This window comes from Gemmatimonadales bacterium (assembly GCA_036279355.1).
Taxonomy (GTDB): domain Bacteria; phylum Gemmatimonadota; class Gemmatimonadetes; order Gemmatimonadales; family GWC2-71-9; genus DASQPE01.
Genome location: DASUJH010000060.1, coordinates 176,896 through 191,792, shown reverse-complemented (window position 1 = coordinate 191,792; position 14,897 = coordinate 176,896). Strand labels below are relative to the sequence as shown.

The 14,897-nt window shown below is 70.7% G+C and carries 13 protein-coding genes; all 13 read right to left on the bottom strand.

Features of this window, described 5'->3' with window-relative positions; genetic code table 11:
• Positions 1-12: 12 nt before the first annotated feature.
• Complete coding sequence (locus VFW66_15350; protein HEX5388076.1) at positions 13-375, bottom strand: response regulator; 363 nt, start codon at positions 373-375, stop codon at positions 13-15.
• On the bottom strand, positions 372-836 hold the full coding sequence (locus VFW66_15345; GenBank protein HEX5388075.1) for a chemotaxis protein CheW: 465 nt from the start codon (positions 834-836) through the stop codon (positions 372-374). Before VFW66_15345 ends, VFW66_15350 begins: the two co-directional genes overlap by 4 nt.
• Position 837: 1 nt before the next feature.
• The gene (locus tag VFW66_15340; protein ID HEX5388074.1) at positions 838-1,812 is read right to left on the bottom strand and encodes an RluA family pseudouridine synthase; all 975 of its coding nucleotides are present in this window, start codon (positions 1,810-1,812) and stop codon (positions 838-840) included.
• A 65-nt stretch (positions 1,813-1,877) separates the two neighbouring features.
• Positions 1,878-2,408 (bottom strand): signal peptidase II, encoded by a 531-nt coding sequence (lspA, locus tag VFW66_15335; GenBank protein ID HEX5388073.1) that lies wholly within the window; start codon positions 2,406-2,408, stop codon positions 1,878-1,880.
• The gene (locus VFW66_15330; GenBank protein HEX5388072.1) at positions 2,392-2,805 is read right to left on the bottom strand and encodes a TraR/DksA family transcriptional regulator; all 414 of its coding nucleotides are present in this window, start codon (positions 2,803-2,805) and stop codon (positions 2,392-2,394) included. Before VFW66_15330 ends, lspA begins: the two co-directional genes overlap by 17 nt.
• A complete protein-coding gene (gene ileS / locus VFW66_15325; protein HEX5388071.1) occupies positions 2,795-6,031 on the bottom strand; it encodes an isoleucine--tRNA ligase in 3,237 nt (1,078 codons plus the stop codon). The genes VFW66_15330 and ileS overlap by 11 nt, the downstream gene beginning before the upstream one ends.
• A gap of 1 nt (position 6,032) precedes the next feature.
• The gene (locus VFW66_15320; GenBank protein ID HEX5388070.1) at positions 6,033-6,887 is read right to left on the bottom strand and encodes a purine-nucleoside phosphorylase; all 855 of its coding nucleotides are present in this window, start codon (positions 6,885-6,887) and stop codon (positions 6,033-6,035) included.
• Positions 6,887-7,414 carry a DivIVA domain-containing protein gene (locus tag VFW66_15315; protein ID HEX5388069.1) on the bottom strand — a complete coding sequence of 176 codons (528 nt, stop codon included), beginning with the start codon at positions 7,412-7,414 and terminating at the stop codon, positions 6,887-6,889. The genes VFW66_15320 and VFW66_15315 overlap by 1 nt, the downstream gene beginning before the upstream one ends.
• On the bottom strand, positions 7,411-8,097 hold the full coding sequence (locus VFW66_15310) for a YggS family pyridoxal phosphate-dependent enzyme (GenBank protein ID HEX5388068.1): 687 nt from the start codon (positions 8,095-8,097) through the stop codon (positions 7,411-7,413). The genes VFW66_15315 and VFW66_15310 overlap by 4 nt, the downstream gene beginning before the upstream one ends.
• A gap of 54 nt (positions 8,098-8,151) precedes the next feature.
• Positions 8,152-9,693: a hypothetical protein gene (locus VFW66_15305; GenBank protein HEX5388067.1), complete on the bottom strand. Its 1,542-nt coding sequence runs from the start codon at positions 9,691-9,693 to the stop codon at positions 8,152-8,154.
• Between the two features lie 32 nt (positions 9,694-9,725).
• Entirely contained in the window at positions 9,726-12,824 is a 3,099-nt protein-coding gene (locus VFW66_15300; GenBank protein HEX5388066.1) for a protein kinase, read from the bottom strand.
• A gap of 77 nt (positions 12,825-12,901) precedes the next feature.
• A complete protein-coding gene (gene cdaA / locus VFW66_15295) occupies positions 12,902-13,681 on the bottom strand; it encodes a diadenylate cyclase CdaA (protein ID HEX5388065.1) in 780 nt (259 codons plus the stop codon).
• Positions 13,681-14,871 carry a dihydropteroate synthase gene (gene folP, locus VFW66_15290; GenBank protein ID HEX5388064.1) on the bottom strand — a complete coding sequence of 397 codons (1,191 nt, stop codon included), beginning with the start codon at positions 14,869-14,871 and terminating at the stop codon, positions 13,681-13,683. Before folP ends, cdaA begins: the two co-directional genes overlap by 1 nt.
• Positions 14,872-14,897 lie beyond the last annotated feature (26 nt).

Here is a 14,897-nt window from a genome sequence, read left to right as displayed (position 1 = left end):
GCTCGGCCCCGCTCAGCCGAGCACGCGCTGAACGGCCTCCAGCACTCGCGACGGCTGGAACGGCTTCACCACGAAGTCCTTCGCGCCCGCCTGGATGGCCTCGACGACGAGCGCCTGCTGGCCCATCGCGCTGCACATGAGGATCTTCGCGTCCGGATCGGTCTTGCAGATCTCGCGCACTGCCTCGATCCCGCCCATGTCGGGCATCACGATGTCCATCGTGACGAGATCGGGCTTGAGCTGCTTGTACCGGTCGACCGCCTGCACGCCCGATTCGGCCTCGCCGACCACGTCGAAGCCTGCCTGGCTCAGGATATCGCTGATCATCGTGCGCATGAAGATGGCATCGTCACAGACGAGGACCGTATGGCTCACCGACCACCTCCGAGCGGTTCCGGATTGCCTCCCGTGAAGGGAGCGAGCAGCGTGTCGAGATCGATCAGGATGAACGAGCCGCCCGGATGGACGGCGACAGCCTCCACCAACGCAGGATCCACGCCGGGAAGCTCTTCGCGGGGGGCGATCGCGTCGGGCGGCAGCTCGACGAAGTCGATCACCTGGCTCACGTCTAGACCGTAGCGCCGGCCGGCCGACTCCACGACGAGCACGGCGCCCTCGTCGTCGGGCCGTGCCGGACGACCGAGCAACGCGTGCCCGTCGGCCACCGAGAGCAGCCCGCCGCGCACGTTCGCCAGGCCCTCGATGGCCCCCGCGACCCCCGGAATGCGGGTAACCCCGAGGCGCGGTAGCACTTCGCGTACCCGCGCGGCTGGGAGCGCGCAGACGAGGTCCCCGATCCGGAACACCACGACAGAAAGCGCGGCGGAATCACTCATGTCATTGAAAGAAGCGAAGGTAGCCGAGGGGCTCGGGTCGGACAGCGAGCTCGGGGCCGCCCACCGCCGCGAGTACCGGGCGCAGGTCCGCGGGCCACTCCGAGCGAAATTCCAGTTCGGCGCCGCTCGCCGGATGGCGAAATGCGAGCCATGCCGCATGGAGCACCTGCCGCGGCGCCGCCCGCTCGAGCGCCTCCGCCTCCCCGCGCTGCGCGCCCGACATGCGCCGGCTCCCGCCTCCACCGTAGACCGGATCGCCCACGATCGGATGCCCGACGTGCTCCAGATGGACCCGGATCTGATGGGTCCGCCCGGTGTGCAGCTCCAATCGCAGGAGGTCGGCGACGCCGAAGCGGGCCGCGACGTACGCATCGGTCCGCGCCGCCCGGCCGGGCGCCGACACGGCCATCCGCTTCCGGTCCCGCGGGTGGCGTGCGAGCGGTGCCTCGATCGTAATGGGACTTCGGGAGAGATGACCCCACGCGAGCGCCGCGTATGCCCGGCGCACCCGCCGCGCGGCGATCTGCCCGGCCAGCCGGCGATGCGCGAGGTCGGTCTTTGCCACCACCACGAGCCCCGAGGTGTCGCGATCCAGCCGGTGCACGATGCCTGGTCGCCCCTCGGCGCCGCCCGCGAGCGTGGTGCCGCGAGCCACGAGCGCATTCACCAGGGTGTCGTTCCAGTGGCCCGGCGCCGGGTGGACGACGAGACCGGCAGGCTTGTCGATGATGGCGAGGTGCTCGTCCTCCCACACCACCGCGAGCGGGATCGCCGCGGGCCGGAGCTCCCGCCGGGGCTCGTGCTCGGGAAACGCCACCGTGACGCCATCGCCCCGCGCGAGCGTGCGCGACGCCCGTGCGGGTTCGCCGTTCACGCGCACGCACTTCTGCGCGACGAGCCGCGCCGCCTGCGTTCGTGAGAGCTGGAGCTGATCCGCGAGAAACCGGTCGAGCCGCTCGGTCCGGGCGGCGGTCACGGAGAAGGCGGCGTCCGACGGTTCCTCGCTCCGCTCGTCCGCCCGTCCGCCCGTCCGCCCTCCCCTCACACCGGCGCCGATTCCGCCGCCGATTCCGCCGCCGATTCCGCCTGCGCCCGCCGATGGTCCTCCCGCCAGAGCGCGATGGCGAGCGCGATGCCGCCGCAGCTCACCGCGATGTCGGCGACGTTGAACGTCGGCCAGCGGAGCGAGCCGATGCCGACGTCGAGAAAGTCCACGACGCCGCGGGCGCTCCGCACCCGATCGAGGAGATTGCCGGCGGCGCCCCCCGCGACGAGCCCGAGCGCCACCTGGCGAAAGCGGTCGCCCACCGGGCTCGTGCGCGACATCCGGTCGAGCACGACGACCGCGATGACCGCGACCGCGAAAAAGATCCAGCGCGAATACGGCCCCACGTGCAGGCCGAACGCCGCGCCACGATTGTAGACCAGCCGGAGCTGAAACCAGTCGCCGACCACCGGGACGCCCGGCGTGAGCAGCAGCGTCGCCTCGGCGATCAGTTTCGTGACGATGTCGAGGGCCACTACCAGGAGCGCCACGCCCCAGAACAGCCGGCGCTCAGCGGCGTTTGCCATCCTCTTCCTTTTCCTTGCAGGTAATGCACAGGCGCGCGTGCGGCAGCGCATCGAGCCGCTCGAAGTTGATCTCGGTGCCGCAGGTATGGCAATGCCCGAATTTGTCCGGCGTGCCGTAGAGCCGGCGGAGCGCCTCGTTCACGTGCCAGAGATAGCGCCCCTCCTGCGAGGCGAAGAGGAACTGCTTTTCCCGCTCCATGGCGTCGGTGCCCTGGTCCGCCATGTGGAAGGAGTACGAAGACAGGTCGCCGTCCGAGGATTGGAGCGACGCGTTGAACGACTCGTCGTAGTAACCCAGCTCCTTCATGACCCGGGCGCGCTCCTCGAGCAAGCGCTTTTCCAGATGGGCCAATTGCTTCTTGTTCATGCCACGTCCGTGGTTGATGTCAGACTGCACTGCGCTCCTCGAACCGCCTGACGCCGAGCACGATCCGGCGCCCGTCCACGTCGAGCTCCTGCTCGAGGTCGGGCGCGGGTGCGCGCGCGCCGAGCTCGACCGAGCGGGCCAGCGTCTCCCGCTCGATGAATCCGACGTGGGACCGCACGGCCTCGAGCGCGTCCCGGTCGCCGTCGGTCCAGAGGCGGATGCGGGTGGTGTACTCGTAGCCGGCTTCCTTGCGAAGCCGCTGCACCCGATTCACCACCTCCCGCGCCAGGCCCTCGCCGCGGAGCGCGTCGTCGAGCGCCGGGTCGAGCGCCACGACGTACGGGCCGTCGCTCTTCACCAGCCAGCGGCTCGTCACCTCGCGCTCGATCGTGAGGTCCTCGGGCAGGTAGGTGATCGTCTCGCCACCCACGTCGAGCGAGGTGGACTCGCCTGCCTCGAGCGCGCGGAGCTGGTCCTGGGTGAGCCGACTTGCCGCGTCGGCCACGTCGGGCGTGCGCTTGCCGAAGCGCTTGCCGAGCGAGCGGAAGTTCGGCTTGGCCCGGAGACGCACCAGCTCGGCGTCGGAGCTCGCAACCTCGACGGACTTCACGTTGACCTCGAGGCGGAGCAGATCGAGCAACTCCTCGAAGGCAGGCCCGCGCACCGCCGCCGGCACGGCCACCTGCATGTGGCGGAGCGGCTGCCGCACCCTGAGCTCCGCCTCGTCGCGCGCCGCGCGCGCGAGCGACGCGAGCCGCCGCACCGCGTCCATTGCCGCCTCGAGCGCCGGGACGCGGCGGCCCAGCGGCTCCGGAAACCGGGCCAGGTGCACCGAAGTTCCCGCGAGCGCGCGATGCATCCAGTCGCTCGCGAACGGCGCGGCCGGCGCGAGTAGGCGGGCCACCGTGACCAGAGCCTCGTGCAGTGTGGCAACTGCCGCGGGATCGGCCACCGCATCCGGTGCCCAGAAGCGCCCCCGCGACAACCGCACGTACCAGTTCGACAGATCATCCACCACGAAGTCCATGATGGCGCGGGCGCCGGTCGTCACGTCGTAGCCACCCCAGGCGCCGGTGACTGCCTCGATCGTGGCGTCGAGCCGGCTCAGAAGCCAGCGGTCCACCCGACTCCGCTGCGCGAGCGGCGGCGCATCGGCAAACCGGTCGGTGGGCGCCCGCTCGCCGGCGTAGAGCGCGAAGAAGTTGTACGTGTTCCGGAGCGTGTTGAAGAAGCCGCCGGCCACCTCGGGAATGGCGCGCCGGTCGAACCGCTTCGGCAGCCACACCTGGCTCGACGCGAGCAGGTACAGCCGGATCACATCCGCCCCGAATTCGCGGATCGCCTCCCACGGGTCCACCACGTTGCCGCGGGTCTTCGACATCTTCTGGCCCTCGGCGTCGAGCACCAGCTCGTTCACGATCACGTGCCGGTACGCGCCGGTGTCAACGGCCGCGGTGGCGATGGCGAGCAAACTGTAGAACCAGCCGCGCGTCTGGTCCACGCCCTCGCAGATGAAGTCGGCGGGAAAGTGGGTGCGGAACTCCAGCTCATGCTCGAACGGGTAGTGCCACTGCGCGAACGGCATCGAGCCCGAGTCGAACCAGGTGTCGATGACTTCGGGGGTGCGGCGCATGGTGCCGCCGCACTCGCAGGCCCAGGTGTAGTCGTCGATGAACGGCTTGTGCGGATCAAAATCCTCGGGTAGCGGCCGGCCCCAGTGCGCCGCCAGGTCGGGGTAGGCGCCGATCACCTCGACGTGCGCCGGATCGCGGTCGCACACCCAGACCGGGAGCGGCGTGCCCCAATAGCGGTCGCGCGAGAGCGCCCAGTCCACGTTGTTCTCGAGCCACGCGCCGAAGCGCCCCGCGCCCACCTCCGGCGGGTGCCAGTCCACCTCGGCGTTGAGCTCGAGCATGCGGTCCTTCACCGCCGACGTGCGGACGAACCACGAGTCGCGCGCGTAGTAGATGAGCGGGCTGCCGCAGCGCCAGCAGTGCGGATAGCTATGGGTGTACGGCTGCGTGAGGTGCCAGCGGCCCTCGCGCTTGAGGCGCTGGATGATGAGGTCGTTGGTCTCGCGCGCGGTGACGAGGCGCCCCTCGATTTCCGGCCAGCTCGTGCCGGTGAACGTGCCGTCGGCCGCCACCGGGCGGAGCAGCGCCAGCGTGTCGCGCTGGCCGACCGCGAAGTCGTCGGCGCCAAACGCGGGCGCCATGTGCACGAGCCCCGAGCCGTCGTCGGCCGTCACGAACTCGCCCGCCACCACGACCTGCGAGCGGCGATCGGGCGGAAGCGGCACCACGTCGAGCGGCCGCCGATAGCGGAGTCCCACCAGCTCGGAGCCCTTGAACGTGCGCACCGGAGTGAGCGCGCGGAACGGCACGGCGGCCTTCCGCGCCCGCACCGACTTGCCGCGGCCGCCGGTGCCCAGCGCGCTCTGCGGCGCGATCTCCTCGATCCCGCTCGGCAGGTCGGCGCGCGCGGTCGCCAGGATGATGGTGCGCCCGTCCACCGGATACTCGGCATACTCGAGGTCGGGATTCACCGCCACCGCGACGTTGGAGAGCAGCGTCCACGGCGTCGTGGTCCAGATGAGCAACTGCCGGCTGGGTTCATCCTCCAGCGGGAAGGTGACGTAGACCGAGTTGGTGGTCTCCTGCTCGAAGCCAAGCGCCAGCTCGTGGCTCGAGAGCACGGTGCCGCAGCGCGGGCAATAGGGCAGCACTCGGTGGCCGCGGTACAGCAGGTTCCGCTCGTGCAGCCGGCTGAGCAGCCACCAGACCGTCTCGATGTAGTCGTTGCTGCACGTGATGTACGGATGCTCGTAATCGAGCCAGTAGCCGATCCGGTCCGACAGGCTCTCCCATTCGGATTGATACTTGAACACGCTGGTGCGGCAGCGCGCGTTGAATTCGGCCACGCCGATTCGCTCGATATCGCGCTTGCCGCTGATGCCGAGGGCCTTTTCCACCTCGATCTCGACCGGGAGGCCGTGGGTGTCCCAGCCGGCGATGCGGGTGACCGACTCGCCGCGCATTGCGTGATACCGGCAGATCAGGTCCTTGATCGTCCGGGAGAAGACGTGATGGATGCCGGGCCGCCCGTTGGCGGTGGGCGGGCCTTCAAAAAAAACGAAAGGCGGCCCGCCCGCGCCCGCTTCGAGAGTGCGGCGGAACAGGTTCTCCGCGCTCCAGACGGCAAGCTGTGCCTGTTCCAGTGCGTCGGGCGAAAGATCCGGCCAAGCGGGAAGCGCCATGCTACAACTGCTCCACCACCCGCCGCACGAGGCGGGTCAACCCCGGCTCGGCGCGCCGAGCGGTCTCGATGATGCGCCCGATCTCGGCCGGCTCCAGCGCGTCGGGCAGGCACTGGTCGGTGATGATCGAGATGCCGAGCACGCGCATCCCCTCGTGCACGGCGACGATCACCTCGGGTACGGTGCTCATGCCGACCACGTCCGCGCCGATCGTGCGCAGCATCCGGTACTCGGCCCGGGTCTCGAGGTTGGGGCCGGTGACGGCGACGTACACTCCCTCGCGGAGCACGATGCCGAGCTCGAGCGCGGCGCACCGCGCGAGCGTGCGGAGCGCGGGATCGTACGGCGCCGACATGTCCGGAAAGCGGGGGCCGAGGCGCTCGTCGTTCGGCCCGATGAGCGGGTTGTCGCCGAGCAAATTGATGTGATCGGCGATGAGCATCAGGTCACCCGGCGCCCAGAGCGGATTCATGCCGCCGCAGGCGTTCGAGACGACGAGCGTGCCGGCGCCCAGCGCATGGAGCACGCGAACGGGAAACGTGACCTGGCGGAGCGAGTAGCCCTCGTAGCGGTGGAACCGTCCCTGCATCGCCGCCACCGGCCGTCCGGCCAGCCGGCCGAGCAGCAGCTTGCCGGCGTGCGACTCGACGGTGGAGAGCGGGAACCCGGGGATCTCCTCGTAGGGAACAACGGTCTCGACCTCGATCTCGGCCGCGAGCCCGCCGAGGCCGGTGCCGAGAATGACGGCCACGTCGGGGCGGAGCGCCGCGCGGTCGCGCACCGCGCGCGCGGCCGCCTGCACGTCGTCGTAGAGAGGATCGGCGCGCGTGTCGCGCTCCGGTCGGTGCGTAGGCATCAGGCGTTTCCGGCGACCGGCTCCATCTCGGTTGGCGCGCGTGCCGACGTTCCGTGCGCGTGCGCCGCCGCTTGCAGTGCGTCCGCCTCGGCGAGCTGCCGCTCGAGCAGCAGCCGGAAGCTGGCCACGTAGGCGGAGAACTGGCGCGAGGCCGAGGCGGCGCGCTCGTGCACCAGTTGCTCGTCGAGGCCCGCGCGGTCGATGATGCGCGCCGCCTCGGCCTCGGCCTCGCGCACGATGACCTGCGCCTCGCGCTCGGCCTGCACCCGCGAGTCGGTTCGGAGCTGTTGCGCGGCGATCAGCGCCTCGTTAAGCGCGCGCTCCCGCTCGCGAAAGGTGCGGAGCTGGTCCTGCGCCGTCTTGAGCCGCTCTTCGGCCTGCACCCGGTCGCGGTTGAGCCGGTCGATTTCCTCCGCGAGGCGCTGCTTGAATTCGTCCACCTGGATCCGGTCGTAACCGCGGAACGCCCGCGCAAAGTCGTGCGTGCGCACTTCCTGCGGCGTGAGCTGGAAGGCATCGTGCGTCATCGGCCGCGCTCCCCGAAAAGCAGAGTTCCCAATCGAACCATCGTGGCCCCCTCCTCCACCGCCACCGTGTAATCACCCGACATGCCCATCGAAAGCTCGGGTACCGTGTGCCCGGCGCGCCCCGCCTCGTCGCGAAGCGTGCGGAGACGGGCAAAGGCGCGGCGCTGCTCGCCCGCGTCGTCCGTGAGCGCCGCCATCGTCATGAGCCCACGCAGCTCGAGCCGGGCAAGCGGACGCATGGCGTCGAGCAGCGCGGGCAGGGCGTCGGGCTCCACCCCGCCCTTCTGCGGCTCATCCGAGCAATTCACCTGAACCAGCACCGCCTGGCGCGTGCCGTGAGGCGTGCGGCGCGCCAACTCCTCGGCGAGCTCCAGCCGATCGACCGACTGGATGAGCGCAAACCGGCCGACTGCCTGGCGCGCCTTGTTCCGCTGCAGCGTGCCGATCAGGTGCCAGGCGATGTCGAGGTCGCGAAGCTGGTCCTGCTTGGCCAACGCCTCCTGCACCCGGTTCTCGCCCACGGCACCGATCCCAGCCGCGCCCGCGGCGCGCACCGCCTCGGGGCCGTGGGTCTTGGTGACCGCGACAATGGCCACCGGGTGCCGCCAGCCGCCAATCGCCTGATGGTGCGCGATGGTCTCGCGGATGTGCCCGAGGCGCTCCGCGAGCGCCGGGAATGCCATAGCCCCGAAATGTAGGGGCGGGTGGGGCGCAACAAAAGCGGCGGAAGCGGGTGCTCACCCCCCGATCCGGTCGGTTGCATCGATGAACGCCGCCTCGTCCGCCTTGAGCTGCTTGAGCGACCCCTCGTTGAGGTACATCATGTGCCCGGCCTCGAAGTACTTCATCGAAATGTGCGACTGCAGCGACGGGGCGAGGCCCAGGTGCGCCATCATGTACTCGGTCGCGAGCGGCGGGGTCGCGAGGTCGTAGAGCCCATTGAGCACCAGCACGCGCAGGTTCGGATTGTAACCGAGCGCGTGGGCCAGGTCCGGGCCGGTGTTGACCATCGGCTGGAACTGGCCGTCCGGCAGCCGGTGCTTCCAGTCCCAGTCGCGGAAAACCGACGCGGTGACCACGTAATCGCGGTCGGTGGGAACGTTGAGCTCGCGGTGGTAGTAGTCCAGGAATGCCGCGGTGTACGCCGCGGTGATCGCGGCCGCCTGGGGGTCATACTCCGCATTCTGCGCCAGGGGGTCGAACGTGACGCCCGTAAAGCGGGAATCGAGCCGGCCCACCGTCTCCCGGTGCTCGCGCAGCAGCTCCTGGGTGTACTCCGGCTCCGTGACCCGAAGGTTGGCCTTCTTGATGTAGTCGACGGAGAGCCCGGTGAACTGATGCAGCCGCTCGGCGATCGAGTCGCGCGCGGCGCCCGAGAGTGCGTCGCCCTGGAGCAGGGCCGCCGCGTAGGGGCCCAGCGCCCACGCGCGCGCGTCGGCCATGAGCTGGCGCACGTCCTTCGGCGCCGACGGAAGCACATGATGATACCAGCTCGTCGCGGCGAAGGTGGGGACGAACAGCGGATAGGGCCGGTCGTTGCCGGGCCAGGAGAAGATCGCCTCCAGGTCGAGCGCCACCGACACCAGCGTGACGCCGTTGAAGGCCATCCCATCGCGGGTCTGCAAGTAGTCCACGATGCCGGCCGAGCGGGTCGTGCCGTAGCTCTCGCCGAGCAGGTACTTGGGCGAATTCCAGCGGCCGTTCTCGGTCACGTACTCCTTGATGAACCCGCTCACCGACTCGATGTCGGGGTCCACGCCCCAGAAGTCCTTGTTCTTCTTCTTGCCGACCGCGTGGCTGATGCCGGTGCCGACCGGATCGATCATCACGAGATCGGTGCGATCGATGATGCTGTAGGCGTTGTCGACCACCCGGTACGGCGCCGGCGGCGTGGCCTCGGCGTCCGCCGCCACGACGCGCCGCGGGCCGAGCGCGCCCATGTGGAGCCAGAGCGAAGCCGAGCCCGGCCCACCGTTGTAGGCGAAGGTGATCGGCCGAGTGGTCGGGTCCTTCGTGTCCTGCCGGGTGTAGGCGGTGTAGCCGATGCTCGCGACGGTGTCGCCGTGGTCGTCGCGCAGCAGCAACGTGCCGGCCGTGGCCGTGTAGGGCACCGTCTTGCCGCCGATCACGATGGAATGTTTTGTGACCCACTGCTCCGCCCTGGGCGGCGCGGCGGGCGGCTTCTTCGCGGCAGAGTCCTTGGGTTCGCCTTGAGCGGCGAGCGACAGGAACGGAACCAGCAACATCAACGGCGCGGCGAACAGACGAGTCCTGGGCATCGGGGGGTGGGTTGGGGTTGGTGTAGGCGCGTTCAGGTCCCGGGCTCCTGCGCCAGACGGGCGAGCCGGCTGCGCACCTCCTTGACGCCGGGCTGGAGCTCGGCATCGGCATCCTTCCAGAGATCCACGAAGTGCTGGTAAGAATCGGCGGCCTTCGCGCGGTTTCCCTTGGCCTCGTACAGCTCGCCGAGACGCTTGTAGGCTGCGGCCATCGCGAAGGGCTCCGCGGCCAGCCGGCCGATGACGGAGTGCGTCGCGATCAGGCGTTCGTACCCGACGCGCGCCGAGTCACTCCCGCCCTGGCGGTCGTAGAGGTTCGCGAGCTCGAACAGCCCGCATTCGCCACAGATGCCCTCGCGACTCGCCTCGCGATAGAAAGTCGCAGCCTCGTCCATCCGCCCTTCCGCCTCGGCGACCCGACCGTACACAAGAGGCCGGGGCAGCGCACCGCGGCGCACGCCGGCGGGTACGGTCGATTCGTACGCTTTGAGGGTGCGTCGCGCGAGGTCGCGCTTGCCGGCCGTGGCGTAGATCAGAGCGAGGCCGAGATACGGCCGGTCGACCGGCGCGAGCGAATCCAGCGGATGGCGCGCAAGAGCCGCCTGAACGGTTGACAGCGCTGCGTCGGACCGGCCGCGGTATTGCGCGTCGAGCATGGCGAGCTGGACCGCGCCGAAGATGTAGTCCCGGGGCTCGCCGCGCGCATCGCTCTCCGCCATGAAGTCGCGCCAGTGCTGGCCCGCCTCCGCAAGCCGGCCGCGCATCTCCGCCAGCCTCGCGAGCCCGCGGCTCGTCATCACCTGCACGGCCGGGCTCGCGGGGTGCGCGCGGCGCTCCTCCGTCATGATCTGTTCCGCGGCCGCATAATCCCGGCGCGCGAGCGCAAGCCCCCATTTGAGGTCGTACGCTGAAGCGGCACCGGCCGGGAGCTGTCGCACTCCGCGCTCTGCAGTAGCCGCGGCGGCGGCGAGGTTGCCCTGCCCAACTTGCGCGAACAGCGCATTGTTCAGGAAGGTCGCGTCAGGCGAGATTCGCAGACCGCGGGTCAGGAGACTCTCCGCCTCCGCCCAGCGCTGCTCCGTATTGAGGAGCAGCCCCAGATTGTTCAGCGCGACGGTGTTGTCGGGGTCCACGGTGAGCACGGCGCGGTAGGCCGCCTCCTCCCGCGGAGGATCGTACTCGACCTGGTCGTAGTAAAACGCGGCCGCGAGCTGGCGCTCGATCTCGGGCAGTCGGTCGCGGCGGATGAAGGCGCTGGTCGCCGCCGCCATCGACCGGGTGCGGGATGCGCCCATGTTGGAGAGCACGACGGCGAGCTTCCGATAGGCCATCGCGAACCCGGTGTCTGCCGCGATGGCGGCTTCGAGCAGTGGCGCCGCTTCTTCGTCCTGACCCATGTAGTTGAGGCGCGTCGCCTCGGAGTACTTGCGGAGCGCCGGCAGCGATGCGGTCGTGACTGACTCGAGCGGCGGGCTGGACCGGATGCTCACCAGCGACTCTCCGATCCGCTCGCGCAGCGCCCGCGACAGTCGGTCCATCGCCTTGAGCAGCTCGGAGGGCCCGTCGGCTGTCTCGCGCACTGCCGTCAGCACCCGCCCGTCCGATGCGCCAATGAGGCTTGCCGATAGCACGTATCCCGCGCCCACCGGATCGATCTGCCCGATCAACACGGCCTTGACGCCCGCGCGCTCCGCCACCTCGCGCGCCAGATCGGCCCCGAGCCGGGTGCCGGCCGGTCGCTGCATCCGGGTCAGCGCGTCGGCGACTTCGGCGTTGCCCACCAGGCGGAGCGTAGGTGACTGGGAGAGATCGACCCGGAGCGCCTCGGTGAGCGACGTGCCGAGCGTCGAGTCGCTCGCGTGGTTGTCGAAATCGGCGAGGATGAGCCGCTCGCGATCCTTGAGCACGCCGGACGCGACGAGCGTGCCCACCGGCCCGATGCCGAGGAGCCGCATCGCCGTGTAGCCGGCGGCGGTGACTGCGAGCCCGGCGAACGCCACGACCCCGCCGAGCAGTGCGTTCCGCCAGGTGAACCAGCGGGCCGCGCCGGTGTCGAGCGGCGGAGAGACGAGCGTGGTTCGGGCTACCGCGCGGCGCCGTTCGTGCCCGCCGGTCACCAGCATGATCGGAAGGCCCAAAGCGAGCAGCACGCCCGCGCCCCAGAGCACCCAATCCGGAAGCCCAAGCCGCTGCTCGAGCAGCCACGTGAGCGCGAACACCACAATCGCCGCAACGGCGAACAGCACCGCCACGCGCGCCGGATGCGCCCGGCGGATGGCGCGCGCGGTGCCCGCCGAGATCGTGGGCTGCGCGCTCGTCGGCGCCATTCCGCCGCTCGGCGTCGCCATCGCGTCGAGCTGCGGCACCAGCTCGGCCGCGCTCTGCCAGCGGTCCGCCGCGCGCTTCTCCAGGCAGCGCATGATGAGGCCGTTGAGCGCGGGGGATACCGCGGGACGGAAGCGCGACACGGGGTCCGCCGTCTGCGTGATCTGCGCGGCCAGGAGCGCCTGCGGCGTGGGCGCGGTGAACGGCGGCCGCCCCGCGAGCATCTCGTACGCCAGGGCGCCGATGGCGTAGATGTCCGCGCGATGGTCGACGTGGGGGTCCGCGGCCGCCTGTTCCGGCGCCATGTACGCCGGTGTCCCGAGCGCCACACCGAGCGACGTGAGCGAGCCGCCGCTGCCGCTCGAGGCGCTTACCGCCTTGGCCACGCCGAAGTCGGTCACCACGGCGTGCCCCTCGGAGAGCAGCACGTTGTCCGGCTTGATGTCGCGGTGGACGACGCCGTTCCGGTGCGCGTACGCCAGCGCGTCCACCACCTCGCGCAGGATGCGCACTGCCTCGGTCACCGGCAGCTCACCCTCGCGGGCGAGCTTCACCCGGAGCGACTCGCCGGCGATGAACGGCATGACGTAGAAGAGGAGGTCGCCCTCTGCCCCGGCGGTGAGGAGCGGGACGATATGCGGGTGCTGCAGGCGCGCCGCGAGCTGGATCTCGCGCTCGAAGCGCTCGGCATTCACGCCGGCCCCCATCTCGGGCGGCAGCACCTTCACCACCACCTGGCGCCCGAGGCGGACCTCTTCCGCGAGAAAGACGCGGCTCATCCCGCCGCCGCCCAGCTCGCGCTTGATGCGGTAGGTCTCGCCGACGGCACCTTGCAGCCGCGCCTGGAGGTCTATCTGAGACTCCGAAGGAGGGACGGTGAAAACTAGAGGCCCCGGCGCGCGCCGGCCAGTCGGGCCGGCGCTAGCAACTCACGCACGCGGTCGGCGCTCAAGCCGCGCTCGAGCTTGCCGCCGCGCGCGAGCGAAATCGTGGACGTCTCCTCCGAGACCACCAGCACGAGCGCATCGCTCTCCTCTGAGAGGCCGATGGCCGCGCGATGCCGGGTGCCGAGCGAGCGGTCCGCGATGGCGTACTGGGCGAGCGGCAGGATGCACCCCGCACCCACGATCTCGTGGCCCCGCACGATCACCGCGCCGTCGTGGAGCGGCGCGTAGGGGCTGAAGATGCTCGCCAGGAGATCGGCCGACACCCCGGCCCGCATGGCGGTGCCGGTGGCGAGCCATTCCTCGAGCGAGCCGTCCTGCTCGATTGCGATGATGGCGCCCGTCGCGCTCCGGCTCAACCGGTCCACCGCCTGCGCGATCTCGTCCGCCGCCGCCGCGACGCGCGGGCCACCAAAGAGCGCAAAGAGCCGCGACTGCCCGAGCCGCGCGAGCGCGTGGCGCAGCTCCGGCTGGAAGACCACGAGCGCGGCGAAGGCGCCGTAGGTGAACACCACCCCAAGGAGGTAGGTGATCATCGACAACTTGAGCGCAAACGCGGCGGCGTAGATCGCGGCGAGGACCAGCACGCCGAGGAGGATCTGCAGGGCGCGCGTGCCGGCGAGAAAGCGGAGCAGCCGGTAGAGGACGGCGGCGACGATCAAAATCTCGAGCAGGTCCCGCCAAGTGGGCGTGGCCAACGGAATCTGCTCGAGGTGCACTAGGAACCTCCGACCGCCTGTGCGACGGTGAGCGCCTCGCGCGCGGCGGCGACGTCGTGGACCCGGAAGAGCCGCGCGCCGCGCTCCCAGGCGAGCGCGCACAGCGTAGCGCTGGCGCGGTCGCGGTCCGCCGGCTGGGCCTGGGCCGCCGTGGACCCCGCCGCGGCGCCGACGAAACGTTTGCGTGAAGGGCCGACCAGGATGGGCCGGCCGAGCGCGGTGAGCGCCGAAAGCCCATCGAGCAGCAAGATATTTTGCTCGACCGTCTTGGAGAAGCCGAACCCGGGGTCCAGCGCGATCGACTCGGGCGCCACCCCGCGCGCCACCGCCGCCGCCGCCGCCGCGCCCAGCTCGCGCAGCACCGCGCCGGCCACATCGCCTTCGCCATACTCGGCGTGGGTGTACGACGCGATCTCGAGCAGGCTGCCGCGCGAGTGCATGAGCACCACGCCCGCGCGCGCGGCCGCCGCCACGTCGGCCATCGCCGGATCGAGCCGGAACGCGGTCACGTCGTTCACGACGGCGGCGCCCGCATCGAGCGCTGCGCGTGCCACGCCGGACTTGACGGTGTCCACCGAGACGAGCACGCCCGGATGGTCTCGCACCAGCGCGGCGATCACGGGCACTACGCGCGCGCGCTCCTCGGCCTCGCGTACGCTCTCGGTGCGGCCGGGCCGGGTGGACTCGCCACCCACGTCGATCACCGCCGCGCCCTCGGCCACGAGCCGCTCGGCGTGCGCGCGCGCGGCGTCGAGCGCGGCAAACCGGCCGCCGTCCGAGAAACTGTCCGGTGTGACATTGAGAATGCCGACGAGCACCGGCCCGTCGAGCGCGAGCGGCCCGCGCGCGGTGAGCCATTGGCTCGCCGGCTCCGGCGGCATGGCGAGCCCGACCTGCACGCTCAGCTCGCGCAGGGCCTCGGGCGCGGTCCACGGGCGCGCCAAGGCGCTCAACCGGGATCGGCTGCCCGAGAGCACTGCCCAGTCGTCGCCGGTCAGGACCTCAAGGCCGAGTTGCCCCGCGAACCGGACCAGCGACTCGAGCGTCGCCTGGTCCAGTGCGGTGAGATGGAATGCGAGGGGGAAGATCCCGCCGGCGGCGGTTGCGGCCGGCGCCGGCTCCCATCCGTGCGCGCGGAGCGCGGTCTCGACCGCGCGCGCGGAATGGGTTGCCAGCGGAACGACGTTCACACGCCCGCGCTCACCCGCGGACGCGC